Origin of the sequence: Faecalicatena contorta (genome assembly GCF_001404335.1) — a bacterium.
Lineage (GTDB): Bacteria > Bacillota > Clostridia > Lachnospirales > Lachnospiraceae > Faecalicatena > Faecalicatena contortus_B.
This window is the reverse complement of record NZ_CYZU01000034.1, coordinates 13,348-38,593: the sequence shown is the minus strand read 5'-3', so window position 1 is coordinate 38,593 and position 25,246 is coordinate 13,348. Positions and strand designations below refer to the sequence as shown.

General features: G+C 44.7%; 21 protein-coding genes. 12 read left to right on the top strand and 9 right to left on the bottom strand.

Annotation, left to right across the window (positions count from 1 at the left end; translation table 11 throughout):
* Nucleotides 1–812 precede the first annotated feature (812 nt).
* Nucleotides 813–1,676, bottom strand: a complete 864-nt coding sequence (locus ARB69_RS16250) for a tyrosine-type recombinase/integrase (RefSeq protein ID WP_055154299.1) — start codon at nucleotides 1,674–1,676, stop codon at nucleotides 813–815.
* 442 nt (nucleotides 1,677–2,118) lie between these two features.
* Between ARB69_RS16250 and ARB69_RS16245 the strand changes: the two genes are divergently transcribed.
* Nucleotides 2,119–3,396 (top strand): HD domain-containing phosphohydrolase, encoded by a 1,278-nt coding sequence (locus tag ARB69_RS16245; RefSeq protein WP_055154297.1) that lies wholly within the window; start codon nucleotides 2,119–2,121, stop codon nucleotides 3,394–3,396.
* A gap of 87 nt (nucleotides 3,397–3,483) precedes the next feature.
* On the opposite strand, the gene ARB69_RS16240 is transcribed toward ARB69_RS16245, so the two are convergent.
* A complete protein-coding gene (locus tag ARB69_RS16240; protein ID WP_055154295.1) occupies nucleotides 3,484–4,785 on the bottom strand; it encodes an MATE family efflux transporter in 1,302 nt (433 codons plus the stop codon).
* A 381-nt stretch (nucleotides 4,786–5,166) separates the two neighbouring features.
* Here ARB69_RS16240 and ARB69_RS16235 point away from each other — a divergent pair, with 381 nt between their 5' ends.
* The gene (locus ARB69_RS16235; RefSeq protein WP_055154293.1) at nucleotides 5,167–6,360 is read left to right on the top strand and encodes a DUF4317 domain-containing protein; all 1,194 of its coding nucleotides are present in this window, start codon (nucleotides 5,167–5,169) and stop codon (nucleotides 6,358–6,360) included.
* 99 nt (nucleotides 6,361–6,459) lie between these two features.
* Here ARB69_RS16235 and ARB69_RS16230 read toward each other — a convergent pair whose 3' ends face one another.
* Together ARB69_RS16230 and ARB69_RS16225 are read right to left on the bottom strand one after the other, a co-directional pair.
* Complete coding sequence (locus ARB69_RS16230) at nucleotides 6,460–7,905, bottom strand: GntR family transcriptional regulator (protein ID WP_055154291.1); 1,446 nt, start codon at nucleotides 7,903–7,905, stop codon at nucleotides 6,460–6,462.
* Nucleotides 7,906–7,980: 75 nt separating this feature from the next.
* Complete coding sequence (locus ARB69_RS16225; protein ID WP_083487122.1) at nucleotides 7,981–10,761, bottom strand: response regulator; 2,781 nt, start codon at nucleotides 10,759–10,761, stop codon at nucleotides 7,981–7,983.
* Nucleotides 10,762–11,105: 344 nt separating this feature from the next.
* Between ARB69_RS16225 and ARB69_RS16220 the strand changes: the two genes are divergently transcribed.
* The 4 genes from ARB69_RS16220 to ARB69_RS16205 all read left to right on the top strand — a co-directional run bounded on the left by ARB69_RS16220 (nucleotide 11,106) and on the right by ARB69_RS16205 (nucleotide 15,108).
* Nucleotides 11,106–12,302, top strand: a complete 1,197-nt coding sequence (locus ARB69_RS16220; RefSeq protein ID WP_050638799.1) for a MalY/PatB family protein — start codon at nucleotides 11,106–11,108, stop codon at nucleotides 12,300–12,302.
* A 328-nt stretch (nucleotides 12,303–12,630) separates the two neighbouring features.
* A complete protein-coding gene (locus ARB69_RS16215; RefSeq protein ID WP_050638798.1) occupies nucleotides 12,631–13,254 on the top strand; it encodes a TetR/AcrR family transcriptional regulator in 624 nt (207 codons plus the stop codon).
* 160 nt (nucleotides 13,255–13,414) lie between these two features.
* Nucleotides 13,415–14,311, top strand: coding sequence for an ABC transporter ATP-binding protein (locus ARB69_RS16210; RefSeq protein ID WP_055154289.1), 897 nt, complete (start codon nucleotides 13,415–13,417; stop codon nucleotides 14,309–14,311).
* Nucleotides 14,311–15,108: an ABC transporter permease subunit gene (locus ARB69_RS16205; protein ID WP_154253344.1), complete on the top strand. Its 798-nt coding sequence runs from the start codon at nucleotides 14,311–14,313 to the stop codon at nucleotides 15,106–15,108. Before ARB69_RS16210 ends, ARB69_RS16205 begins: the two co-directional genes overlap by 1 nt.
* 122 nt (nucleotides 15,109–15,230) lie before the next feature.
* On the opposite strand, the gene ARB69_RS16200 is transcribed toward ARB69_RS16205, so the two are convergent.
* Nucleotides 15,231–16,385 carry a Gfo/Idh/MocA family protein gene (locus ARB69_RS16200; RefSeq protein WP_055154285.1) on the bottom strand — a complete coding sequence of 385 codons (1,155 nt, stop codon included), beginning with the start codon at nucleotides 16,383–16,385 and terminating at the stop codon, nucleotides 15,231–15,233.
* Nucleotides 16,386–16,727: 342 nt separating this feature from the next.
* On the opposite strand from ARB69_RS16200, the gene ARB69_RS16195 reads away from it, so the two are divergent.
* The 4 genes from ARB69_RS16195 to ARB69_RS16180 all read left to right on the top strand — a co-directional run bounded on the left by ARB69_RS16195 (nucleotide 16,728) and on the right by ARB69_RS16180 (nucleotide 19,312).
* Complete coding sequence (locus tag ARB69_RS16195; RefSeq protein ID WP_055154283.1) at nucleotides 16,728–17,489, top strand: Uma2 family endonuclease; 762 nt, start codon at nucleotides 16,728–16,730, stop codon at nucleotides 17,487–17,489.
* A gap of 25 nt (nucleotides 17,490–17,514) precedes the next feature.
* Nucleotides 17,515–18,090, top strand: a complete 576-nt coding sequence (locus ARB69_RS16190) for a DNA-3-methyladenine glycosylase I (RefSeq protein WP_154253345.1) — start codon at nucleotides 17,515–17,517, stop codon at nucleotides 18,088–18,090.
* 148 nt (nucleotides 18,091–18,238) lie between these two features.
* A complete protein-coding gene (locus tag ARB69_RS26140; protein WP_055154281.1) occupies nucleotides 18,239–18,694 on the top strand; it encodes a spore coat protein CotJB in 456 nt (151 codons plus the stop codon).
* Complete coding sequence (locus ARB69_RS16180) at nucleotides 18,695–19,312, top strand: manganese catalase family protein (protein ID WP_050638793.1); 618 nt, start codon at nucleotides 18,695–18,697, stop codon at nucleotides 19,310–19,312.
* Nucleotides 19,313–19,455: 143 nt separating this feature from the next.
* Here the strand turns inward: ARB69_RS16180 and ARB69_RS26765 are convergent, their stop codons facing one another.
* From ARB69_RS26765 to ARB69_RS16165, 3 genes are read right to left on the bottom strand one after another with little or no spacing between them, the layout of a single operon-like run.
* The gene (locus ARB69_RS26765; RefSeq protein ID WP_129879346.1) at nucleotides 19,456–19,809 is read right to left on the bottom strand and encodes a helix-turn-helix transcriptional regulator; all 354 of its coding nucleotides are present in this window, start codon (nucleotides 19,807–19,809) and stop codon (nucleotides 19,456–19,458) included.
* Nucleotides 19,806–20,270, bottom strand: coding sequence for a hypothetical protein (locus ARB69_RS16170; RefSeq protein ID WP_055154279.1), 465 nt, complete (start codon nucleotides 20,268–20,270; stop codon nucleotides 19,806–19,808). The genes ARB69_RS26765 and ARB69_RS16170 overlap by 4 nt, the downstream gene beginning before the upstream one ends.
* Nucleotides 20,245–20,589 (bottom strand): hypothetical protein, encoded by a 345-nt coding sequence (locus ARB69_RS16165; protein ID WP_129879348.1) that lies wholly within the window; start codon nucleotides 20,587–20,589, stop codon nucleotides 20,245–20,247. The genes ARB69_RS16170 and ARB69_RS16165 overlap by 26 nt, the downstream gene beginning before the upstream one ends.
* Nucleotides 20,590–20,983: 394 nt before the next feature.
* On the opposite strand from ARB69_RS16165, the gene ARB69_RS16160 reads away from it, so the two are divergent.
* Nucleotides 20,984–22,978: a thioredoxin domain-containing protein gene (locus ARB69_RS16160; protein WP_242857618.1), complete on the top strand. Its 1,995-nt coding sequence runs from the start codon at nucleotides 20,984–20,986 to the stop codon at nucleotides 22,976–22,978.
* On the opposite strand, the gene ARB69_RS16155 is transcribed toward ARB69_RS16160, so the two are convergent.
* On the bottom strand, nucleotides 22,975–23,184 hold the full coding sequence (locus ARB69_RS16155; RefSeq protein WP_055154273.1) for a hypothetical protein: 210 nt from the start codon (nucleotides 23,182–23,184) through the stop codon (nucleotides 22,975–22,977). The genes ARB69_RS16160 and ARB69_RS16155 overlap by 4 nt on opposite strands.
* A gap of 863 nt (nucleotides 23,185–24,047) precedes the next feature.
* Here ARB69_RS16155 and ARB69_RS16150 point away from each other — a divergent pair.
* Nucleotides 24,048–25,190 carry an aldo/keto reductase gene (locus ARB69_RS16150; RefSeq protein WP_055154270.1) on the top strand — a complete coding sequence of 381 codons (1,143 nt, stop codon included), beginning with the start codon at nucleotides 24,048–24,050 and terminating at the stop codon, nucleotides 25,188–25,190.
* Nucleotides 25,191–25,246 lie beyond the last annotated feature (56 nt).

Below are 25,246 nucleotides of genomic sequence, written 5' to 3'. Positions count from 1 at the left end.
GAATTTTGCTTCCAGGTCGGGCATGTGGTTTATTTTGGAACGGAGGATGAGGTTATAGGGGAAGCGGGCCTTGTAGATTATATTTTTGGATTCTCCGCAGCGGCTGCATTTCATGGGGTAGGAATAGACGTATAGGTCTTTTCTTTGTAAATTCATACCAAATGTTTCATTCATACATTTTCTGCAGTATTTTAGCTTATGCAATGGGTATTTAATTTTGCTCATCTTATGTATTCTCCCTTTGATCTGTTTTTCCCCGCAGCCATTAATTCTTAGGAGGGATTAAAGGCTGCGGGGATATCTATATGAATTATCGGCGGCATCATTTTTATATACCTGGGTTTGTTTGGCTATTCCCTGAAGTCGGCTGGCTGGGCCGGTTCGGATAGGGAATGATATTTGAAGGCACATGAAGCTAACACTGCTTTCGGAATTGAACGAAATTAATCATTCAGGGTAGCAGTGTTTGTATTCAAGAATTGTAAATTTTATCTCATCCTCTCTTCTCTTTGACTTCTCAATGAACTACTAACAACTTAATATTAGTTATGTTGTTGAGGCAAAGAAGTTAAAAAAGACATCCTGAAACTTTAAACAACATAATATTAGTTATGTTGTAGCTCTATGCCTTGTTATGGTATATACTTAATAAAGGGGACCCATATTAGAAACTAAAACTTGACATGACTTTTTAAAACTGTTAAATTATTAGATATAAATAATTGTTGCTATGTATGGCTGATTTACAGACTTCCTTGATTTTACAACATAACTAATATTATGTTGTTAAAAACACGAGGGTGTCTTTTTTATTACCCTGTTACAAGTCCAAGCCGTTGAATCTGTTTTCTGTAATTTTCCGCTGTGTTTGCAGTATATATCCTTGTTACATCCAGATTGCTGTGGCCCAGGAGATCCGCGAGTCCGGCTATATCATTTGTAAGTTTATAATAGGAGCGGGCAAAGAGATGCCTTAGATTGTGTGGGAATATTTTTTGTTCCGGGACTTTTGATATTATGCCCAGCGCCTTCATTTCCCTCCATAGATTACTTCTGTCCTTGGGCTTTCCGTTTCTTGTGATAAATATACATCCCTGAGTTATCCCATTTTTAGCGGCATAGTAAAGCAACTTTTTTTTCAGGCTGTCTGAAATCAATATGGTTCTGTGCTTTCCTTTATTTGATATGGTGATAGCTCCCTTTTTTATGCTTTCCACAGTGAAAAACACCAATTCACTTACTCTTGCACCCGTTGCCGCAAGGGTCTCTATGCTCATGGCCAGTTGGGAATTATGCCGGCTTCTTGCTGCTTCAATCAGATTTTTATAATCCTGTTTCGTCATTTCCTTTGCCTCGGGTATGAATAGCTGCTTTTGTACTTTCAGTCTTTTTGCCTTCCATCTTCCCAATCCCCAGAATTCCAAAAACTGGTTCAATGCTACCAGCATCGAGTTGATACTCGCAGCTTTGTATCTGGGATACAGCCATTCTTTATATGAAACAATGCATTTTTTATCAATTTCATAATTTCCTTCCAGATATTTATAAAAGGTACGAATATCGGTTACATACTTTGAGATTGTCGCCTTTGCATTCTCACGTTCGTATAGATATGCCTGAAAATCCTTCAGCGCTTCTTCGGGGTTAAACGTAAATTTTTCACTTTTATTGTCCATCTAATACCTCCATAAATTTTGATAGTAATAAATATATCTTATTTTGCTGCCATGCTGCAAACACGTCCAATGGGTATAATGCTTCATGCACATTGGACTTACTCTGTAGTTTATCCTGCAATGTGATTTTCATGCGTGGTAACAGTTCAGGCAGGCCCCAACTGCTGCCATGTGGAAATGTATAGTTACTATTCACGGGGCCGTGCACCCCGCTGTACGGCATCCGAGCCATTAAAGTGATGGAGCCGGGTATCTGGGCCGTGAATAGTAACAACGTATATAGGATGAATTGATTCCGCTTGACATCTTTTGAGGATGCATGCAAAATAAATGTATTATTACATAGAAAGGGATCGGAAGGCAGCAGAATGTATAGGAGATCCGGGGAAAACCATAATACCGGCCTTTTGCAGATATACTGACTGGATGACAGGGAATTGGGATGGGGGTAAATACTGTAATAAACAGCGATAATATTGTTGGGTTAATTCAGCGTACTTTGAATGAGGTGGACACCAGACTTGTGGACCACGGAGTCCGGGTGGCTTTCCTCGTATCATATATGATGGAGGTCGAAGGCAGTTACAGCAGACAGGAAAAGCAGGATATCTGTCTTCTTTCAGTATTGCACGACATAGGCGCGTATAAGACGGAAGAGATTGACAGGATGGTTGAATTTGAGACAGGAGATGTCTGGGAGCATTCCATATATGGATATGTCTTTTTACGTTACCTTTCTCCATTAAAAGATTGGGCCGAGGCCGTGTTGTTCCATCATACACCGGCTGCGGAGCTTCTGCGCCTTACACCGGAAATCCGGGGGACCGCACAGATGATCAATCTGGCCGACAGGATGGAGATTTTCAGCAGAAGTTTCAGACAAGGGAGCACCCTGGAAGAGGTCAGAACCAGGGCGGCAGCTTTTCTGGCAGAAAATCGCGGCAACCAGTTTACAGACCATGTAACAGATTTGTTTTTAAAGGCAGACGAGGAATATAATCTTTTTGCAAAACTTCAGAAGGGCGATATTGAAGCAAAGGGGATCTTATCGAATATGAAACTTACCGATACGGAGTGCGGGCAGTACCTGGGGATGTTGATTTATGCAATTGATTTCCGCAGCCAGCACACGGTAACACATACCATTACAACTACCAGTATTAGTTGTTCTGTTGCAAGGCACATGGATATAACTCAGGAACGATCGGAGAGGATCCGATATGGCGCCATGCTTCATGATCTTGGGAAGATCGGGATTCCGGTAGAGATACTCGAATTCCCGGGAAAGCTCAGCACGCAGGCGATGAATATCATGAAGACGCACGTAGATATCACAGAGCGTATACTGGGCGGAAGTGTTGACGCCGACGTGACTCGGATTGCTCTGCGGCATCATGAAAAATTAGACGGCAGCGGTTATCCAAAAGGAATCACTGGAAAAGATATGACGCTGGAGGAGGAGATCGTCGCTGTCTCAGATATAGTCAGCGCACTTCTGGGGACACGCAGCTATAAAGAAGCTTTTTCTAAGGAAAGAACCCTCTCAATCATTCAGGAAATGGCAAAGAGCGGAAAGCTAAACCCGGCAATTATATCTGTCATACAAGAAAATTTTGACGAAATCGTCGACGAGGTAGCAGAAAACTGCAGTCCCGCTCTGGAAAACTATTATGGAATCCAATTGGAATACAGAAGATTACTTACCCGTTATTTAGAATAGTCAATGTTCGATTAATCGGCCTACCCCAAAACCTCCCACCATGTTTTACCAGCCCCGCAGACTTCCGCTTCATACAGGCGGCAGACCTCACTTCTTCGCTCCAAATAGCAAAAGCACCACTACGGTAGTCATGAATTCAGCCGCAGGTACGGTAAGCCAGATACCGTTAAGCCCCAGCAGTGCGGACAGAGTAAATGCCAGCGGGAGGACAAACAGAAAACCCCGCAGACAGGAGATCAGGAAGGCACAGCCTGGTTTATCCACAGCGCTGAAGTATGCTGCCGAAATGATGTTGGCACCGGCGAATAGGAAGGCCGTAAAGTATATGTGCATTCCGTTCACAGCGATTTCGTGCAGAGCAGGGCTGCGCTCTTTATTGAACAGATCTACGATCCCATCGGAGAAAAAATAGGTGACTCCATAGGAAATACAAGCAAAAAGGACGGACGCAGTCAGGGCATAGCGCAGTAAGCTCCTGACATTTTTTGTTTCTTTTTTTCCAAAGCAGCTGCTCAGAATGGGTTGAATACCCTGGGAGATCCCGGTGAAGATCGAGATCAGCACCAGGGCTATGTTGGCCAGTATTCCGTATGCCGCCACCCCAAGATTTCCGCTGTCTTTTAAAATCAGAAAGTTAAAGACGATCATTACAATTCCCGAGGAGACCTCCACGATTAAGGCAGAGACTCCCAGGGCGGATATATCCCGGATCTGTTTCAAACGAGGTCTGATGCGGCAGAGATGGAACTGATTTTCTTTCCGCCGGAAATGGCGGGACAGGATCAGCATGCTGATGACAGGGGCAACCCCTGTGGCAAATGCAGCGCCTGCCATACCCAGCCCGAGCGGAAAGATAAATACATAATCCAGTACAATATTGGACAGGCTGCCTACCAGCATGGCTGTCATGGACAGCTGTGGCTTTTTGTCATTGCGTACAAAACAGATCAGCAGATTGTTCAGCATGAACATGGGCGCAAACATGAGCAGAATGCGCAGATATATCCCCGTGAGCGGCAGAATGGACTCATCCGCACCCAGAAGGGCTGCAATCTGATAGGGAAACAGCAGGCCTGCCAAAAAGAACAGGGCGGCCAGTACCGTTACAAATAATAAAGCCTGAGTGAACACGGTTTTACGTGAATGCGTATCACCGCTGCCTCCGGCTATCGAATACCGGGTGGCGCCTCCCATACCGATCATCAGCCCCAGTCCGTTGATGAAGCTGTAGGCGGGAATTGCCAGATTCAAAGCAGTCAGCCCATCAGCCCCAACTCCGCGGGCAATAAAAAAGGTGTCTGCCAGAATATAACAGGAAAGTCCTATCATTCCCAGAATATTGGCAGAGACATATTTCATAAATGTCAGGAAAATAGAATCTGTTTTCATATAAACCTCCGTAGAATTAATCAAATATTGTCGTGCATTTTCTGTATATCCTTTATTTTATATGGAAGATTAAAAAAACATCCGTGTTTCATACCTTCCAGGGCCTAATGGTATGACATACGAATGCTTCAGGGTTCCTACCCGGCGGCAGGAAACAGCCGATTGTTAAGTTTTATGGCAGAACCGGCATCTGTCTGCTCAAAGTCGCTTTCAGCGAGGTGCATGGCACCGTCTGAACAGTAATAACAAACATACTCTAGCACAGATAAAAAAAGAAATCAATGCTTTTCTGAAAAGAGATTTTGTTGTAAAATAGACTTACTGTTCAGAACCAAATCACAATGGATATGCAAATTTTTATAGAAGAAAGAGGGAAGATAGATGAATAAAAAAGAAGTACTGGAGATCAGAAAACAGTTTACACCTGCAAATTGTGCAATTACACGCATTTGTGGATGTTATGTAGACCATGAAAAAAATAAAAAGATGGAGTCCAGAGATGCATTTCTCTCTCTGCCGGAGGAGGAAGCATTTAAGTATTTTGATATTTTCAAAAAGACATTATCGGGGGCGATGGGACGCAACATGCTGAACATGGAATTTCCGCTGGATGCAGAGATGCCCGGAGGAACCCAGGAGTTTTTGATGAAGCTCAGAGCCAGCAAACTGGAAGATGATATGCTGCTGGAAGAATTCTATGATAAGATTATTGACAGTTACATATATGAAGAGAATTATTATATTGTCCTGATCCATGCAATGTATGATATTCCGGGCAAATCATCCGATGATATGGAGATGTTTGATGCGTCCGATCATGTATACGAATATCTCCTGTGCAGCATTTGTCCTGTAAGCCTGTCAAAGCCGGGCCTTTGCTATAATGCTGAGGACAACCGGATTCAGGACAGAATACGTGACTGGATTGTGGATATGCCGGATAAGGGCTTTCTGTTTCCAGCATTTACAGACCGCAATATGGATATTCATGGCGTCCTGTATTATACGAAAAAGTCAGAAGATCTGCAGGAAGAGATGATTGACCGCGTACTGGGGGCACAGATGCCTATGTCCGCAGACACCCAGAAAGAGACATTCCAGCTTCTGATTGAAGATACGCTGGGCGAAGACGGCGACTACGAAACTGTCCGCAGCATCCATGAAACTTTAAACGATATGATTGAAGAACATAAGGAAGAGCCGGAGCCGCTGGCGCTGGACAAGACCGATGTAAAAAAGTTATTTGAGAAGAGCGGAGTGCCAAACGAGAAAATGGAGGAATTCGATAAGAACTTTGAGGAGACGGCAGGAGAAAAGGCTTCCCTGCTTGCTGCAAATATTGCAGAGACCAGAAAGTTCAATATTGAAACACCGGATGTTATTATCAAAGTCAATCCGGAGCGGATGGATCTTGTGGAAACAAGAGTGATCGATGGCAGACAGTGTCTGGTTATCGCGGTAGATGACCACATCGAGGTAAATGGAATCAATGTACGCACGATGAAGGCTCCCGGAAGTATTACCGTTGTCGGAAACTCTGAATCCGGGGAGGAAGAACCGCCCTGGAATGAATAGCAGCATTTTATAATAAGTGAATTATAGAGGATAAAAAGGGCTGAAAAGTGATTTCAAAATCATCTTTCAGCCTCTCTTATATCCCTTAGATTTATCGTTCTAAAACCCTGTTACTATTTCAGCCTTATGAATTCCCAAATCCAGCAGTGTCTGTTTGGTTGAGGCAAAATTATTTTCGAACAGCTGCCGGCAGGCGGCGGCCAGTTCTGTGCCATCAGGCGTTTGGCAGCCCTTCAAAATAGAGTCAACGGTCCGGGGCCATCCGGGAATGGATTCGTTTCCGGTAGTCTCCAGGCGGAGGATACTGCCCTTTAACAGCAGGTGTGTGAGCTTGCTGTATATTTCGCGTATTGCTGCCAGCGGACAGCTGCGGACAATGGCCTGCAGTATAGCGCCCACCGTGGCGACTCTGGAGCGTTCATGCCCCGGTATTGATGCGGCATGTACAATGTCTTCCAGAAGTGGTTCTGAAATATACGGAAAAGTGTATGCCATAACCGCCTCACCCGTAATGGCCAGAAACTGCAGCGCTTCCAGGAAGATGATCATATTGTCATCCAAAGTCAGATCCTGGAGCTTTTGGGGAATCGAAGCATCACCGGCAAAAATTACCCTCGTTCCGATTCCGTTGAGTGTTTTCACAACCCCAAGCTTATTCATCAGCATAATTGTACGCCTGGCAGTGATCTCTGAAATATGATAGGTGTCCGCAATAACAGCAATATACGGCAGCAAAGTGCCCACCGGGTAAATGCCCTGGTTGATTTTACAGATCAAATCAATTGCCACCATATCACAATAGCGGGTGCGGCCCTTTTGCGGTTCCCAGTAAAAAGGTTCCTGGTTCATGTCTTCGGGAAGGGGCGGCATATCTTCCAGATAATTTTCTATCATCTCAAAGAATGTTTCTGCAAGCGTATCAAGATGCTGCCTTGTGACGGCAGATCCGTCCTTCTTATCATTTTGAATATACTGCAGGTATTCATCAGCCGTGCTATGTATAAGTGTACCGGCTTTTTGATCTCCGCAAACCAGCCGGAGTATATCCAGAAAAGAACTTCCGGCAAACGCGCTGATATCGTAGTACAGACTGAGGGCTGTATGGCTGCCCAGAGCATAAAGCGATTGTTCAAACTGTATCCACATATTCGTGTTTTGATACGGCAGCCTTTGGCTGTAAGTCTTTCCGAAAATAAACCCATTCTCCATATGACTTGCGCTGTGGGAACATGTGGGGGGAGAGAGCAGCTTAATGGTTTTGACAAGATCCAGAAGAGATTTGCTGCGCCGCTTAAAAATATCACTCTCCAGATAATTTTGGAATGGCTTTGCCAGTACAATTGTAGCCTTCCCGCGGCACAACTTAATAAGTCCTTCAGCCTCCAGCATCTTGAGAGCTCTCTGGGCCGGGCAGTAGGACACCTGAAACATTTCGGCAATTTCTTTTGCAGATGGGAAGCGCGCACCATCATCGTAAAAGCCCAGTTGTATTTTACCGGCAAGGTTGCGGTAGATTGTTTGTTCCTGGCTGTTATAATTAGACATTGTGTCATCCCTTTCCTGAATATAATACGATCTTCTTTTTATCATATCATACCACGGTAGGATTTGCACATAAAATCACAGGCAGAGGTGTCTCTGCAAAGCTTCTATTAACAGGGTTACGTCAATGGGTTTTGCAATATGGTCATTCATCCCGGCGCTGTATGCCTTTCCGATATCAGAGGTGAAAGCGTTGGCGGTCAGTGCAAGAATAGGAATATTTTTGGCATCTTCCCGGGCAAGGCCTCGAATTGCTTTTGTGGAATCATAACCGTTCATGACAGGCATCTGGATATCCATCAGGATTGCAGAATAGTATCCGGGCTTGGAGGCCTCGAACATCTCAAGAGCTCTCTGCCCGTTTTCAGCAGTGTCTATCAATAGTTCCTGCATCTTTAGCAGTTCAGTGGCAATTTCACGGTTCAGGGCGTTGTCCTCCACAAGCAGCACCCGTTTTCCGGCAAGCTTCGGATGAACGATCTCTGCCTGGGAAGCAGCCGTTTCCAGCCTGCCGCTGTTTAAAAATGTCTGCAGGACGTGAAGCATTTTGGATTTGAACAGCGGTTTCGTAATAAAGGCATCCGCGCCGGCGCTCAGAAATTCTGCTTCAATATCAGAATAATCATAGGCGGAGATAATGATAACAGGTACGTCTTCCCCCAGATTGCTGCGGATCGCTTTTAAGGTTTCCAATCCATCCATCTCCGGCATTTTCCAGTCCAGGATCACAGCAAAAAAGTCATCCCCGCTGCGGTGTGCATCTGAAGTGCATCGGACGGCCTCTGCGCCGGAGAGCACCCAGAAGCCCCGCATACCCAGTTCATTTAAAAGTGCAGTGGCACTTTCGCATACGATTTCATCGTCGTCTACGACAAGGACAGGCAGCCCCTCCAGTTCACTGTCACGGGGGATATCTTCATCAATCAGATCAAACTGCAGAGTAACGGTGAACTTGCTTCCTTTTTCTATCTGGCTTGCAGCTTCGATTGATCCATTCATCATTCGCACAATATTTTCCGTGATAGCAAGTCCAAGGCCGGTTCCCTGGATCTTGCTGATACGGGAATCCTCGGCCCGGGAAAACGGCTCAAAAATGAACGGAATGAAATCCTCCGACATCCCGATGCCATTGTCTGTTACGATAAATTCAAATTGCCCTTTTTTATCTGACAGGGACGGGATTTCTTTAATCCGCAGACTGACAGTGCCCTCGTCCGGCGTGTACTTTATGGCGTTTGAGAGGAGGTTCATGAGAACCTGCTGCAGCCGGTCTCCATCAGTAATAATCTTTTCATGCCGGACATCGCTGACACTGATTTTGAAATCCAGCTGTTTTTCTGTAATGAGAGGCCTGCAGATATCGGAAACATTCTGAATTAGCTCCGGTAGAGTTACCTCTTCCGGCTGCAGATCAATATTTCCACTCTCAATTTTAGACATGTCCAGTACTTCATTGATGAGGCTTAGCAGATGACGGCTGGATACATTGATCTTATTCAGGCAGTCACGGACCTTATCCCGCTCGTCGAGGTTGGCCTGGGCAATGGCAGCCATCCCCATGACGGCATTCATTGGTGTCCGGATGTCGTGTGACATAGTAGATAAGAAGTTGGTTTTCGCAGAATTGGCTACTTTGGCAGCCTGATATGCATCTTCCAGAGCTTTTCGCTGGCGTTCCTGCTCCCTTCTTTCTTTCGTTACGTCGATACATACGCTGTAAAAGGAAGGAATCCCGTCCCAGCTGCTTTTGGCGTCCGCGTAGTATAGTGTCAGTGTCTGCGTCTTCGTCTGGCCGCTGCGGGTAATAAAACGGGCCTCTGTAATCATGTTTCCGCCGGTATGCTGCATCTTCTTCAAGAGTGCGTGCAGCCGGTCCCTGTCATCAGGGTGTATGTAAGAACACTGGGAATGAAGTTCTGTTTCAAACTGTTCTTTTGTGTATCCGATAATATTTAAAAAATCGGCACCGTACCAGAGAACCGTGCTTAAATCCCTTGCGTCCAGGCGGGCGAAACCACCCGGGATCGTTCTGAGAAGCGTTTCCCTTTCCTGGTCTTTTTTCGCCAGCTTATATTCTGTACTGTACATATCATGGGAAAGCTCAATGCGTGCTTTATGCCCTTTCCAGTTAATAAGCCTGTTTTTAATCATAAAAGTACGTGTCAGAATTGGGTTATAGAATTCCCATTCATAAAATTCATCTGTACGCAGCTTATTATTTGTACAGAAGGGGCAGGGAGAAGTCCTTCCCTGGATTACTTCGTAACATTTACGGCCGATTATTTTTTCTCTTGGGGTCTTCAGGGTTTCAACTGCTATAGTATTCAGATATAGAAGCTCATATGTCTCCATATCACTGATGTAAATGTTACCCATATAGCTGTCCATCATCCATTCAAAATACTGCCCTTTTTCTTCACTCTGAGCGGCCAGGTCGCTGATATCTGTCAGGACGGCGGAAAAAATCGGGCTGTCTCCGACACTCTCCCCTGTAAAGTTCCCTGTCATGCGGCATCTGATCCCGCTGCTTTGCTTTAACGGAAGTGTGAAATCTACTGTAAACACAGATTCCTTTTTGTTGACTGCGTCAGCAGCAGAGCTTTGAATGTTGTTGAATTCTGTGATATGGTTTTTTAGATACAGTCGGAGGCTGGTGAAGCGGGACCGAAATTCTTTTCTCGTATATCCTGTGCTTTTGAAAAAGCTGTTGTTTGCATACAGCAGAGTCAAATCATTGTCTAATAAAAATCTGCATGCGCTGGAGCCGATGTTTTCCAGAAAAGCATCATATTTGCCGGCAATATCTACCGATGTAATTGCGGAAGGGTCTTTGACAGCCGGATCTCTTTCCAGTTCCATGATTTTATCTCCTTTATTAATAATAAATTCGTTTCGGGATTGTCTGCATCTTATGGATACCTGGCAGTACAGAACGTTTCAATATATCCATAAGGCTGGTTCATACTATGCTAGTTCATATTATATCTGAATAAATAAGGAAAAGCAATAGAGCAGCAGAGGTTATAGTGTCTGGCCGGACAGATCGGCGTAACAGTGCAGGCCTGCCTGAACCGCTGCAGACCGGCAGGGGTAAAGCTTTCGGAAGCGGGCAGGGTGTCTTGACGGACAGGAATATGCGGTATAGAATAGAAACAGTTTCATAAAAATCAGGGAAACGATTGAGGAAAGGATAAACAAAAGTTATGAAATATGATTTTACAACTATCATGGAACGGGCGGGACACGATGCGCTGGCAGTAGACACTATCCCAATGGAGGGCGTGGAGGTCAAGGAAGGATTTACACGGATTCCGATGTGGGTGGCCGATATGAATTTCCCTACGCTTCCGACGATCCTTGAAGCATTGGAGGACAGGCTGAAGCACCATCATTTTGGATATTTTGATATGCCGGATGTATATTATGACAGCATCATCAACTGGCAGAAAGACCGTTTTGGCGTAACGGGCATGACCCGGGAGGATATAGGCTATGAAAATGGAGTTCTGGGCTGTGTATCATCGGCGCTCCAGGCGTTTACTGCTCCGGGAGAAGCAGTGCTTATGCATGCCCCTGCCTACATTGGATTTACAAAAACCGTGGAAAGTATAGGAAGAAAACTTGTTCTGAGTGAATTAGTGCGCGGCAACGGCGGCGCATGGCGCATGGATCTGGAAGACATGGAAAGAAAGCTGCGTGATAACCACATTCACTGCGTGATCTTCTGTTCCCCGCATAATCCTACGGGCAGAGTCTGGGATAGGGAAGAGCTGGAACAGGTTATGGCTTTATTTCATAAATATGACTGTGTTGTGATATCGGATGAAATATGGGCAGACCTGACACTGCCGGGGCACACCCATATCCCGCTGCAGTCTGTATCTGAGGATGCCAGGGAGCGGACCATTGCCATCTATGCACCATCCAAGACATTTAACCTGGCAGGACTGATTGGCTCGTATCACGTGATTTATGCACCGTACCTGCGTGACCGCCTTGCAAAATATGCATCAGCTTCCCACTATAATTCCTGCAACGTCCTGTCCATGCATGCTCTGATCGGCGCTTACAAACAGGAGGGCAGAGAGTGGGTAGATGAACTCAGGACAGTGCTGGGGGAAAACGTCGATTATGCATACGAGTTTATTACCAGTCATTTTGAAGGAATATCCCTGGCAAAGCCACAGGGAACCTACATGCTGTTTCTGGATTGCGAAGCGTGGTGCAATAAGCATGAACAAACGCTGGATGATCTTTTAAAGGCGGGAGTTGAAGTCGGCGTCATATGGCAGGATGGAAGGCCATTCTATGGGAAATATTCTATCCGCGTCAATCTGGCACTTCCAAAAGTTCTGGTGGAAGAGGCTATGGAGAGACTGGCAAAATATGTGTTCATATGATTAGGCGTAAGTACAAAACGAAAAAAGGTGCAAATTAAAAACTACATCGGATTGAAAGACACCGGTGGCTGTCACCGCGCAATTCTGAGTAATTGCGCGGCTCGGGCTGCCTTAAATTCTGCTTGGGTGAGCAGTTAGTCTTTCAATCCGATGTGGTTTTTTTGAGAATAAGCATGCTCTTTGCCGCCGGAAGGGGGACGGTATACATTTCTATTGCTTTTGGGGTTGAAAAAAATAGTCAATCATGTATTCTTTAAGAAAGGACTGACCAGGTTAGTCAAAGCAATTTGTATTAGCCAAAATGATTGAAGAGCAGAGGAGGGACAGTATGAATGAAAAATTTTTCGCGCTTCCAGAGGAGAAGCAGGAGCGAATTATTAATGCAGCTATGGAGGTGTTTGGGAAGAATGAGTATAAAAGAGCTTCTACGGATTTGATTGCGGTAAAGGCCGGGATTTCGAAGGGCTTGCTTTTTTATTATTTTCATAATAAGAAAGAACTGTATATGTATGTCTATAATTTCCTGATTGAGATTATGAAGGATCAGATTGCGGATACGACTTTTCTGGAACTGACCGATTTTTTTGAACTGCTGCGCTATGCGGGCGCTGGAAAAGCAGTTATGCTTGAGAAGCATCCGTATATTCTGGATTTTGCTATGCGGGCTTTTTACTCGGAGAATGAGATTGTGTCGGATACATTAAAATCTTTCAATACCATGCAGGAAGAAGTGATGTACCAGATGTATTTTGGTCATATAGATACTTATAAATTCAAGGACAGCGTGGAGCCTTTTAAGGTCTATAAAATGCTCAGGTGGATGGGGGACGGTTATATTCATGACAAACAAATGGCCGGGAAGGCCATAGATATTAACGAATTGTTAAAAGAATTCAACGATTGGATGGATATGATGAAGAAGCTGGTGTATAAGGAGGAGTATCAGATTTAGGAAGGATGGGCAGGTAAAATTAAAAGAGATTAAAAGCAAATAAAAATTCTGCAAAGGGGTTGTAAAAAATAGTCAATCCGGTATTCTGATATTAAGGTTTGACTGAGAAAGTCAAACCTGTCCGGACAATTTATTGCAGCTAACAAGGAGGAATATCAGAATGAGTGTAATTGAGATCAGCCATATCACAAAGGATTATGGCAGGGGACGGGGCGTATTCGATGTCAGCTTCGACGTGAAACAGGGAGAAGTTCTTGGGTTTTTGGGGCCTAATGGGGCTGGAAAAACAACGACCATCCGTCAGTTAATGGGATTTATGAAACCGGACAGCGGAAAACTGTCGATCTTAGGGAAGGATTGTTTTAAAGAGGCTGACAAAATTCAGGAATATCTTGGTTATCTGCCAGGTGAAATTGCATTTATAGATTCTATGAGCGGGTTGGAGTTCATTCATTTTGTGGCCAGAATGAAAAAAATAAAAAACTTGGGGCGGGCTCAGGAGTTAATGGATATGTTTGAGCTGAATGCATCTGGTAAACTGAAAAAAATGTCTAAGGGGATGAAACAAAAAATAGGAATTGTCTGTGCTTTTATGCAGACAACATGCTCGCTTTACTTACTTGATGAACCTACATCTGGTTTGGATCCATTGATGCAGAATCGATTTGTAGAGCTGATTCTTGCAGAGAAGAAGGCCGGAAAAACGATCCTTATGTCTTCTCATATGTTTGAGGAAGTGGAACGTACATGTGACCGTGCTGCCATTATCCGTGACGGCAGATTAGTTGCTGTTGAGGAGATTGAAAAGCTCAAAGAAGGCCGCCAGAAGAATATCTCGGTTACTTTTAAAAATGCAGTTATGGCTGAAGCGTTTGCAGCAGAGTTTCCTAAAGTATCCTATGAGGCGGGAAACAGGACTGTGACAGCCAGAGTGGGAAGGAATTTAGATTCTTTCGTTAAAAAGGCAAGTGAATATTCCATTACGGATTTAGATGTGCAGACGCAGAGTCTGGAAGAATTCTTTATGCATTTTTACGGAGAAGGGAGTGCTAGATAATGAATGCAACGTTGTTTAAGAAAGAAATAAAATCCAACTGGCTATTGCTCGCAATTTTCCTTGTCGTGCTTAGTGTTTATGGGAGTATGATTACAATTATGTATGATCCGAAAATGGGTGACAGCTTAAAAATGATGGCGGAAAGCATGCCAGGAATCTTCTCGGCCTTCGGAATGAACAGTCCTGGTTCGACCCTGTTGCAGTTTGTTTCAAGTTATTTGTATGGCTGGCTTTTTATCGGTTTTCCTGGAGTATTTATTATTATTCTGACGAACAGGCTGTCAGCAAAATATGTAGACAATGGATCAATGGCATATTTGCTGGCTGCGCCGGTAAAACGCTGGAGGATTATGCTGACACAGGCAGTCTTCATGATTCTGTGCCTGGTTATTATGGTAGGATTTGCGACGGGGCTGATACTTGCTTTCAGTGAGGGAATGTTTCCGGGAGAAATGGAAATCAAAGCATTTCTGAGAGTAAATATAGGATTGCTGGGGCTGCTGATATTTTTAGGAGGCGTAGGGTTCTGTGCATCCTGTTTCTTTAACGAATCCAAATATTCCTTGTCAATCAGTACAGCAGTATTAGTATATTCCGTTTTGGTACAGATGCTTTCAAGAGTAGGGGATAAATTTGAAAATCTGAAATATGTAACTCCGCTGACATTATTTAATGTTGATGGATTGGGTGCCGGTGACAGTGAAGCCTGGATGACATGCATCATTTTGTATATAGCTGGGCTGGTGCTTATCGGGATTGGGATTGTACGGTTCAGTAAGCGTGATTTGCCGCTCTGATCATAAATATAGGAAAACAATACATGAAGCATGGGGAAAGGCATGACCGGAATTTCAATGGTCATGCCTTTTCAAATTACGGATACGAGCATGTCATTGCATGTGAGTAAAGAGAAAAAAACCTAAAACATTCCATCTTCCAAAACGGCTGGCCGTTCACATTCGGACAGAACCTCCTCAAACCGACCGCTCTCGCTGCTCGCTATCATCTGGCTGATGACATCAAGTACATGATATGCCATCTCCTTATTTGCCCGGTTTGGCCGGCCCTCGATGATAGCCGATGCCATCTCTGCCGGACCGATTCCTCTGCTATTTTCTGAAAATGCATCCGTATAATGGACGGCTTCTTTTGTTGTGGCCTCCCACTGTTTGCTGTCATTGGTCATAAGAATCACTTCCCCGCCAAACAGATTCGGATTAGTAAGCTTCAGAATACCCTCTGTGCCATATATCATAAATTCCGCCTGATCCTGCAAAATACTGTCGCCGTTCAATACAAAGGTACCAAATACACCATTCTTTAATTCCATAGCTGCAGCAGCCTGGCTTTCGTTGCGGTACTCATACTCCCGCCCGTAGCCCTGTGTTCCCGGACTCGTATTCTTTCTTTTTTCATTCTTGTTCCGCACAACCGCAGATACCCGCTTAACCGGACCTAAAAGGCTCACCAGAGCGGTCAGATAATAAACCCCGTAATCATGGCAGATTCCACCGCCCGGCATACACAGAAACGTTGCGAAACTCGCTATGACGTCGAGATTGCGGTTGGCGTGGATTTGGAAGGAGGTTACCTCGCCGATTGCACCTTCATCGATTGCCCGCCTGGCATTCTGCAGTGCGGACCCGAGGAATGTATCCGGCGCAGAGCCAAGATACAGGCCCTTCTCTTCCGATAATTGTATCAGTTCCTTAGCCTCCTCCAGGTCAACGGTCATTGTTTTTTCCGTATACACATGTTTTCCGTTAAGCAGAGCCTGGCGGATTAATTCATAGTGGGTCGGCGCAGGCGTCAGCACGACTACCATATCAATTGTTTCATCCTGCAGTATCTCCTCATAGCTGCAGGCCCGAATTCCATACTGAGCCGCCTTTTTTTGAGCTGACTCCAAATGTCTTGCCGTGCAGGCTGTGACCTCCAGGTTCGGGAACCGATGCATCATATTGGTCAGGTAAATATCGCTGATCGCACCGCAGCCTACCACAGCGGTCCGGATCTTTTTGCTGTTATTTGTTGCATAATTGTGGTTTGTTTTTTCGTTTGTTGAAATGCTCATTGTCCGCATTTTCCTTTCTACTTATGAATCATTCACAGGCTATAAACAGCAGGTTACTTATTTTACGATCTACTGGCTTTATTATAATGCCTGATGCGCAGTTTTAACAGTGTCATTTTGTTTTTTTGCCGGTAACCAGGCGGACAGAGTTCTTATAAACGCAGCATTGTTTGTGCTGGCGGCAATGAATTCCAGGAATGCGAAAAAGAAAAAAGGAGGCATATTAAAAAAAAATGATCTGCACACCGAAATTTAACCGGTATTGCATAAGATTCGGTTTACAATTCTCCCTAAATGTTGTAATATATAACCATAAACGGATGCTGCGGAGGAGGAAGGGTTATGACGATTCAGGAGATGAAGCAGAAGAAGAAGGAGAAAGGTTATACGTATGCACAGATTGCAGAATTGTCCGGTGTTCCGCTGGGTACCGTACAAAAGATATTTAACGGGGAGACGGAGAATCCGAGATATGCGACGATTCTTGCGCTTGAGAATGTGTTTAAAGAGCCGGCAGTGGTGAGGGAAGCCTCTGCGTACCACGCAGGAAGTGAGCCGGGAATGTACACGGTAGACGATTACCGCGCACTTCCGGACGATCAGAGAGTGGAACTGATAGATGGTTACTTTTATGATATGGCAGCGCCGAATACATTTCATCAGCTGATTGCAGGAGAGCTATACAGGCAGATTGCAAATTATATAGTGGAGCAGGACGGAGAATGCACACCGTTCATTTCGCCTGTAGATGTACAGCTGGATAATGACGAAAAGACGATGCTCCAGCCGGATATTGCAATTGTCTGTAATCCGGGGCAGATTGTGAGACGCAATATCATGGGAGCTCCGGATTTTGTGCTGGAAGTCATTTCACCGGGTTCCAGGCGAAAGGACTATATTATAAAACTTCATAAATATGAAGACGCCGGAGTTCGGGAATACTGGCTGGTAGATCCGAATCAGAAAGTGGTGCTGGTGTACTTTTTTGAAGACGAAGCCTGCCCGATTATTTATCCGATTGATGCGGACATACCGGTTCATATTTTTGACGGGAAACTGGTTTTGAAGATGTGCCGTATTGCAAAGTGGGCTGAACAAGAATAATACGGCGGAGAAGGAGGAATACAATATGGAGAAGAAGGAACATGAGGTGGAGAAGAAGCGCTGCTTCTGGGTGGATTTATCATCACCTATTTATATAGAATACCATGATAAGGAATGGGGCATACCGGTGTACGACGATGAGAAGCTCTACGAGATGTTTTTATTGGAAACATTTCAGGCAGGGCTTTCATGGATTACCATTTTAAAGAAAAGGGAATTTTTCAGGGAGGCTTTTGATGGCTTTGACGTTAAAAAGATTGCGGCTTATGGAACGGAAAAAGTGGAGGAGCTGATGCAGAACCCGCAGATTATAAGGAACCGGGGAAAGATAACAGCGGCGGTTCATAATGCAACGATTTTTATGGACATACAGAAGGAATACGGATCTTTTTCCGGATATCTGTGGGGATTTACGGATGGAAAGATCATCATCAATCAGGCAGATACAATTCCTGTAAAGACGGAGCTGTCAGACCGTATATCAAAGGATTTGAAGAAAAGAGGCATGCGGTACGTGGGCTCTGTAACCATATACTCGTACTTACAGGCGGTGGGTGTGGTGAATGACCATGATAAAAACTGCTTTTGTAAAAATGGATAGTTGAATGATCTTTCAATTACATAGTAACTTTTGGAAGATAACATAATAAGGCGCTTTGAGTCCTTATTGCAATTTTTGACAATATAGTGCTCTGATTTTTGCAGATACTAAATATGCAACACTAGTATTTACAAGAAAGGAGATAATTATGTCAGAAACACAGCTTGCAATTGCAACCATCCCTATGCAGCAATGGGGAGAATTATATGATGACAAAGATGCATTGGATATTGGTACCATTTTTAAAGATTTGAACAAACCTTTTTTTGCGGCAAGTATCGTAATGGATCACCATACTTCTGATTCCGAAAAGCCGGAAGAAAAGAAGTCAGATGAGCAGATCAAAAGAGAGGACATGATGAGAAAGATTGCCCAGGTCAGCTTTGTATTAGATGACCTGACGCTTTATCTGGACACTCACGAAGAGCAGGAGGAAGCAAAAGAACTATATCAAGAAAAACTAAAGGAACGGGAAATGCTTCTGAAGGAATATGCATCCGCATTCAATCCGCTGACGCGCTGCCAGATCGCAGACTGCGGCAGCCATGATGACAGATTCTGCTGGCAAAAGGGACCGATGCCGTGGGAAGGAGGGTGTGTATAAATGTGGTATTATGAGAAAAGATTACAATTTCCGGTTAAAATTACAAAAACCTGCCCCAAAACTGCACAGATGATTATCAGCCAGTACGGCGGGCCGGACGGCGAACTTTCTGCGTCCATGCGTTATCTTGCACAGAGATACACCATGCCTGTGAAGTCAGTTGGCGGCCTCTTGACAGATATCGGTACGGAGGAGCTTGCTCATATGGAGATTATCTGCTCCATGGTGTACCAGCTTACAAAGAACCTGACAATTGAAGAAGCCAAGACGGCAGGGTTTGATGCTTACTATATTGATCACACCACCGCACTATGGCCGCAGGCCGCAGCTGCAGTACCTTTTACAGCGCTTGAATTCCAGTCCAAGGGGGACGCCATTGCTGACTTAACGGAAGACCTTGCTGCGGAACAGAAGGCGCGTACGGTTTATGACAACCTGCTAAGGATGATCCCGGATGCGGAGATCAGGGAACCGCTGAAGTTCCTGAGAAGCAGGGAGATCGTCCATTTCCAGAGATTCGGAGAGGCACTGGAAAAGACAAAAGAGCAGTTAGACAGTAAGAATTTCTACTACTTTAATCCGGAGTTTGATAAAGAAATGTTTCATGGAGAATTGTAGAATTTAAATGAGAGTATAATTTGGTGAATTGATAAGTATTGAATGAGATTATAAACGAGTTTAAATGAATGATCTGATTTAAAAACCTGAAGACCACATGATATAAACAAATGTGGCCTTTAGGTTTTTTTCGTTATCATTCATTATCTCCAAAGGCGCTGCTGAATCTCACTCTTCAGAAATAACTTGCTCTTAGCATCCACTTTTACTGGATGCAGCTTCCCCCGTTTTACCAGATCCTCTATATTCTGCCTCGAACATTCCAGTAATTCGGAAGCTTGTGTTGTATTTACTGTTCGGGAAGAAACAAAGCTTCGGAAATCATTGATAGAAAGGGGAATACTTTCTCCTGTTTCATATAATTTTTTATCAGAGACAGATAGATGCTCCCCCCAGCAAACTCCATATCCTCCGGTTTGAATGCATACTTTTTTAAAAAGCTCGTCATTCTTCATGATCGAAGCAAAGCGTGCATTATAGGAAAGCAGGCGTTTCATATTACATTTCCGTACATTGCCATTCCGAAAAAAACTAAAAGCTTTGAACCTTCTAAAGGAACTACATCTTCTATTTTTATCTGGTACCTCATATGGAACTGTTCATTTAACACCTTACTGCAGAGCGGGACCAAATAGTAACTATCCTGGGCGCATCTACCCTCACCCAGCATAAGAAGTTCATACTCGTTGTAGGTTTCAAGGCCATTAGTTTTTAAAATCTGTCCGAGGTTTTGACGATCCTGAGGCACAATTCGCTGCTGTACCCATAGCTTGCTCCAAAATGCATTTACAGTGAATTCCCCTCGTCTTACGAAAGAATCCAGCAGCAGTGGAACTTCCCATGGGTCAGCATTTTCAGGAAGTTCAATATAAAATTTCTTTTCTCTTTCATAATAGATCAAATACGCAAGAGTTTTAAGCTGTTTGTCTTCTTCATCTTTGATTGCAAAAACTTTCATAATATTGCCACCTCTTCCAAATCATTTCCCACACTTTCTCCTGCCAAACCATAGGCATAACTGAATCAATACCTTCAAACAAGCTTTCTTTATCTTTCTCCTGCAGCCTGCTTAAATGCGGATGTTGATTAGCAGGTATTAATTTTAAATTATCCATTGCAGATCTGGATCCAACAAAACATTGGACAGGTCTATCTTGCATGACATCAAACGATATCATCTCATTTTCTTCATGACATTGAAAAATGAAAGAAAGACCATGGTCGAATAGCGGGGCTAATTTTAATGTCCTCGTTTTATTATTTCTCAAAACCTCCATGTTTGCTCCATGCCGGTCTCTATTCAAAATAAGAAAGTCAACAATGAGCATTCTGTAAATGTATTCCTCCCATCCATTTCTTCTACAAAAGTCAAGCGGATTTTCATTATCATTTCTCTCTGCCTGATAGTAAGCATCCAGAGCGATCTAATTCCTCGGTTTTGGTAACTATATCATGTTTATTGTGAAATAATAAACTTAACACTTTTACTTGTCGTATGTCAAGTAGGTAATGTGCAATAAAAGACTTAAACGAAGAAGAATATTAGTATAAGTTCAGATAGGTCAGGGCATTCACCGCAATATATGCCCTGACAGCCGCATTCGCAGTCAACTGCAGAATAAAGTACGCCTCAAAGGGGCATATTAACCGCAGATGGGAGGGCAAATCTATATGAATCATTTAAAATACGAAAAATCCCCATATCTATTACAGCATGCCGAAAATCCGGTGGACTGGTATCCCTGGGGCAAAGAAGCGTTTGATAAAGCAAAAGCAGAGGATCGTCCTGTTTTTTTAAGCATTGGATATTCCACCTGCCACTGGTGTCATGTTATGGCTCATGAATCTTTTGAAGACGATCAGGTTGCGGAAGTATTAAACAATCATTATGTCTGTATTAAAGTTGACAGGGAAGAGCGTCCCGACATAGATTCGGTATATATGGCGGCCTGCCAGGCAGTAACCGGAGCGGGGGGATGGCCTCTCACGGCGATTCTGGCGCCTGACCAAAAGCCGTTTTTTCTGGGAACTTATTTTCCGACATATCCGCGCTACGGGCATCCGGGGCTCATTGAAGTACTGCAGAAAATCAGCCGGCTCTGGAGAGAGGACAGGGAGCGGCTTTTGGAGACCGGGCAGCAGATTACAGAGTTTATTGCAATTTCAGACTGCGAGGAAGGGAGCGCCCCGGACAAAAGGATTCTAAAAAAAGCGGTAGACCTATATAGACAGCAGTTTGACAGACTGTGGGGCGGCTTTGGTAATGCGCCTAAATTTCCGGCTTCCCATAACCTGCTCTTCCTTCTGCATTATGGCAGTTTAGAGAACGACAGAATGGCTATGGAAATGGCAGAGCACACACTGGACGCAATGGCGCGCGGCGGTATGAATGACCAGATCGGCGGAGGTTTTTCAAGGTATTCTACGGATGAAAGATGGCTGGTGCCTCATTTTGAAAAAATGCTTTACGACAATGCCCTCCTTGCGATTGCATATCTGGATGCCTTCCATATAACGAAGAAAAAGGATTACGGTGATACTGCCGGAAGAACTCTGGATTATGTATTAAAGGAACTGACTGGACCCAAAGGGCAGTTTTACTGCGGGCAGGATGCAGACAGTGAGGGGATCGAAGGAAAATATTACTTTTTCACTCCGGATGAGGTTCTGAAGGTTTTAGGCGGTGAGGACGGAGAGGAATTCTGCCTCATCTACGACATTACTGCCAGCGGGAATTTTGAAGGCAGCAGTATCCCAAATCTGATCGGGCAAAAGGGAAGTGCGTGGCCGGCAGATGATATTCGGCTGAAAAAACTGTATGATTACCGGAAAAACCGCACTGCACTGCACAGAGACGACAAAGTTATCCTGTCATGGAACAGCTGGATGATAATTGCGATGGCAAAAGCCGCGCAGATATTGGATGATGCCCGCTTCCAAAATGCCGCCGAAGATACGTACCGGTTTATCCGGGAATCTATGACAGACAGCAGCAGAAGACTTTTTCACCGATGGCGGGAGGGGGAGGCCGCTATAGCAGGGCAGCTGGATGACTATGCGGTCTATGGGCTGGCGCTTCTGGAATTGTACCGTATGACCTATGAACCAATATACCTGGAAGAGGCGGAATTTTTCGCACGCCAAATGACAGAATTGTTTGAAGACAAAGAAAATGGCGGATACTTTCTGACCGCATCGGATGCGGAAACTTTGATAACCCGTCCAAAAGAAACTTATGACGGCGCGATCCCATCCGGAAATTCGTCAGCAGCGGTGTTATTGAGCCAGTTGGCACAGTATTCATGTGATTCGTTCTGGCAGGAAGCCCTGGAGCGGCAGATTCATTTTCTTACCGGTGCTGCAAAAGGATATCCTTCCGGGCACAGCTTTGGACTGCAGGCTCTTTTGAGGGCTCTTTATCCGTCACAGGAACTCATCTGCACCACATCGGGGGACAGGGTGCCGGAGACATTAAAAGAACACTTATTGAAAGAACCTGCATTTAACCGCTCGGTTATTGTAAAGACCAGCAATAACCAGGCCGAATTAGAAAAAATAATACCGTATGTAAAAGAATATCCGATACCTGAGGAGGGCGCGATGTATTATCTGTGCCAGAATGGAAGGTGCAGGGCTCCTGTCAGGGATTTAGTCGGCAAGCTTTAGACTTGTCGACGGATGGGGACGCCAAGCGAACCATAAGCGGCAAGCCCTTTGGCCTGTATGGTCGGTTTAAAATCCTGACCGCTTAACGAAGAAGCTCTAAGAGACCTGGAGGCACCCGGAAGGGCACATCCGGCATGCGCTGAAAAAATTGATATTTTTTCAGCACAGGCCGGATTGAAAATTGATTTCGGAGAATCAATTTTCATCCCTTCCGGGTGCCTCCAGCTCTCTAAGAGCTTCTAATCGTCCGCTATAAGGCGTTTTAAACCGACCATACAGGCCAAAGGGCTTGCCGCTTACGGTCCGCTTGGCTGGTTCATCCGGTCGGTAGTAAAGAATTCGCCCCCAGAGTGGAACCCGAGACGGGGGAGGCGGATGGAATTGGCTTTGCGCGTCTTTTCATCTTCCAGATGTGTAATTAATTAGTTTGATACTGCAAGTCGTATCCCCTTAGTTTTTATACACCTACTGGATATATAGAATTGATATTACTTCTATATCCTTATCAGATATACAAAGGAAAGGGAATCTAAAACTAACATTGCTATAAACGAACCACCAATTCTATCCCATCCGCTGCAACCGTACGAGGCTCCCTCCGGGGAACGAGCTCTTAACCACCGTCTGGATGCAACAGGGAATGACGAGGGGAGTCCAAAACCTGCCGGGGCAATGTCTGCTGGTGAAAAGTCCATAAAGCGAGCGATTAGAAGCTGTTGAAGAAAACAAAACGGGAAGGGAGGGCAGAATTTGCCTTACCAGGCAGATTCTGGTGCCGCCTGCGGCGCGAATGCATCGGCATTCGGGACAAATGCGGCACGTACCTCCCTTCCCGTTTTGTTTTCTTCTACAGCTTCTTCGCGCAGTGTCAGGACATTTCACCAGCAGACATTGCCCCGGCAGGTTTTGGACTCCCCTCGTCATTCGCGTCCGGCGTCCGTCAACGAGTCTAAAGCTCGTTAACTATATCCCGATTATGTGTGTTATATGATAGTAAAATTTGGATGATTATGCTATTCTTATTATACAGCCGCAATGAAATATGGTGTACAGTATGGAGGTAAGGCATATGATTTATAACGAGTTGGGGAAAACAGGGAAAAAGGTAAGCGCGATTGGCCTTGGATGTGAGCATCTTGACGGAAAGCCATATGAGCAGGTCAAAGAGGTCATTGATGCTGCTATTGAAAACGGAATCAATCTCTTTGATGTGTTTATGCCTGGCAGGGAGGTACGAGAAAATATTGCCAAGGCTCTTGGCAGCAGGCGTGATCAGGTTATGATCCAGGGGCACATCGGATCCACGGACATTCATGAGCAGTATGATGTAAGCCGTGATCTGCCCTCAGTGAAAAAGTATTTTGAGGAGATGCTTGGCATCTTCGGATACATAGATTTTGGGATGATGTTTTTTATAGACACGGAAAAAGATTACAAGGATGTATTTGAGACGGATTTCGTCGATTATGTACTCCGCCTGAAAGAGCAGGGAGATATCAGGCATATTGGGTTCAGCTCCCACAATCCGATCACAGCGGCGAAAGTCATCAGCACAGGGGTGCCGGATATGATGATGTTCAGCATCAATCCTGCTTTTGATATGCTGCCGTCAGAAGAATATATATTCGACCATATAGAAACCGATATGGGAGTCAAGCTTTACCGGGGCCTGGATCCGAAGAGGGCGGAACTTTACCGGATCTGCAGCGCAAATCAGGTGGGAATAACAGTCATGAAATCCCTGGGCGGCGGAAAGCTGATCTCGGAAGAGCATTCTCCGTTTGCAAAACCGTTAACGGTACCTCAGTGCATCCACTATGCATTATCAAGGCCTTCAGTGGCAAGTGTCATGGTCGGAGCGCAGACCAGAGAAGAGGTGCAAAGTGCAGTCGGTTATTTTGACATGGATGAAGCAGATAAAGATTATTCCCAGGTCATTGCGACGATGAAAAATGATTTCCAGGGCAATTGCGTGTACTGCGGCCATTGTCATCCATGTCCGGTGGAAATTGACATTGCTGCGGTGAACAAATACCTGGATATCGCGCGCCTTACACCAAATCAGGTGCCTCCGTCTGTCAGGTCGCATTATCACAGCCTGCTGCACAGGGGAGATGAGTGTATTGGGTGCAGAAGCTGTGAGGAACGGTGTCCTTTTGGGGTGTCTGTGGTTGAAAATATGAAAGAAGCAGACCGGCTTTTTGGTGAATAGTGTTGAAGCGGGCTTGCCCGCTATGTTCATAATCAATTATAAAATGCAGGATATCC

Bases quoted from the DNA above. Each gene is read 5' to 3' on its own strand.
- ARB69_RS16250 (WP_055154299.1), bottom strand. From the start codon at position 1,676: ATGGACAATAAAAGTGAAAAATTTACGTTTAACCCCGAAGAAGCGCTG.
- ARB69_RS16245 (WP_055154297.1), top strand. From the start codon at position 2,119: ATGGGGGTAAATACTGTAATAAACAGCGATAATATTGTTGGGTTAATT.
- ARB69_RS16240 (WP_055154295.1), bottom strand. From the start codon at position 4,785: ATGAAAACAGATTCTATTTTCCTGACATTTATGAAATATGTCTCTGCC.
- ARB69_RS16235 (WP_055154293.1), top strand. From the start codon at position 5,167: ATGAATAAAAAAGAAGTACTGGAGATCAGAAAACAGTTTACACCTGCA.
- ARB69_RS16230 (WP_055154291.1), bottom strand. From the start codon at position 7,905: ATGTCTAATTATAACAGCCAGGAACAAACAATCTACCGCAACCTTGCC.
- ARB69_RS16225 (WP_083487122.1), bottom strand. From the start codon at position 10,761: ATGGAACTGGAAAGAGATCCGGCTGTCAAAGACCCTTCCGCAATTACA.
- ARB69_RS16220 (WP_050638799.1), top strand. From the start codon at position 11,106: ATGAAATATGATTTTACAACTATCATGGAACGGGCGGGACACGATGCG.
- ARB69_RS16215 (WP_050638798.1), top strand. From the start codon at position 12,631: ATGAATGAAAAATTTTTCGCGCTTCCAGAGGAGAAGCAGGAGCGAATT.
- ARB69_RS16210 (WP_055154289.1), top strand. From the start codon at position 13,415: ATGAGTGTAATTGAGATCAGCCATATCACAAAGGATTATGGCAGGGGA.
- ARB69_RS16205 (WP_154253344.1), top strand. From the start codon at position 14,311: ATGAATGCAACGTTGTTTAAGAAAGAAATAAAATCCAACTGGCTATTG.
- ARB69_RS16200 (WP_055154285.1), bottom strand. From the start codon at position 16,385: ATGAGCATTTCAACAAACGAAAAAACAAACCACAATTATGCAACAAAT.
- ARB69_RS16195 (WP_055154283.1), top strand. From the start codon at position 16,728: ATGACGATTCAGGAGATGAAGCAGAAGAAGAAGGAGAAAGGTTATACG.
- ARB69_RS16190 (WP_154253345.1), top strand. From the start codon at position 17,515: ATGGAGAAGAAGGAACATGAGGTGGAGAAGAAGCGCTGCTTCTGGGTG.
- ARB69_RS26140 (WP_055154281.1), top strand. From the start codon at position 18,239: ATGTCAGAAACACAGCTTGCAATTGCAACCATCCCTATGCAGCAATGG.
- ARB69_RS16180 (WP_050638793.1), top strand. From the start codon at position 18,695: ATGTGGTATTATGAGAAAAGATTACAATTTCCGGTTAAAATTACAAAA.
- ARB69_RS26765 (WP_129879346.1), bottom strand. From the start codon at position 19,809: ATGAAACGCCTGCTTTCCTATAATGCACGCTTTGCTTCGATCATGAAG.
- ARB69_RS16170 (WP_055154279.1), bottom strand. From the start codon at position 20,270: ATGAAAGTTTTTGCAATCAAAGATGAAGAAGACAAACAGCTTAAAACT.
- ARB69_RS16165 (WP_129879348.1), bottom strand. From the start codon at position 20,589: ATGGAGGTTTTGAGAAATAATAAAACGAGGACATTAAAATTAGCCCCG.
- ARB69_RS16160 (WP_242857618.1), top strand. From the start codon at position 20,984: ATGAATCATTTAAAATACGAAAAATCCCCATATCTATTACAGCATGCC.
- ARB69_RS16155 (WP_055154273.1), bottom strand. From the start codon at position 23,184: ATGAAAATTGATTCTCCGAAATCAATTTTCAATCCGGCCTGTGCTGAA.
- ARB69_RS16150 (WP_055154270.1), top strand. From the start codon at position 24,048: ATGATTTATAACGAGTTGGGGAAAACAGGGAAAAAGGTAAGCGCGATT.